The following is a 251-nucleotide window of genomic DNA, read 5'->3' as shown; positions in this document are numbered from 1 at the left end:
GCTCGTTGCTCTGCTGTTAGTTTATTTACTTCAGCGAAGGCACTATATGTTTTTTTAATTTTTTCAGGGTCAATAACTTTCGTAAGGTCATACTCTTTTGTCTTTGTAACTGCAGCTGCAGCTATTTCAGCTTGTTTGCTTTTCTCAATTGCTTCACGAGCTTCTTTTTTGGCAGCTTCAATCTCTAAAGCAGATTTACCTTTTTCTTTCGCTTCTTGCTCTGCTTTTTTCTCTGCTTCTAAAATAGAGTT

1 pseudogene is annotated in these 251 nt (G+C 36.7%); it reads right to left on the bottom strand.

The features are described 5' to 3' along the window. Nucleotides 1-251, bottom strand: a pseudogene (locus BPMYX0001_RS28895) (hemolysin BL lytic component L2); the annotation flags it as partial.

Origin of the sequence: Bacillus pseudomycoides DSM 12442, from assembly GCF_000161455.1 — a bacterium.
Classification (GTDB): Bacteria; Bacillota; Bacilli; order Bacillales; family Bacillaceae_G; genus Bacillus_A; species Bacillus_A pseudomycoides.
Note: the sequence above shows the minus strand (reverse complement) of the source record. Positions and strands in the feature narration are given on the sequence as shown.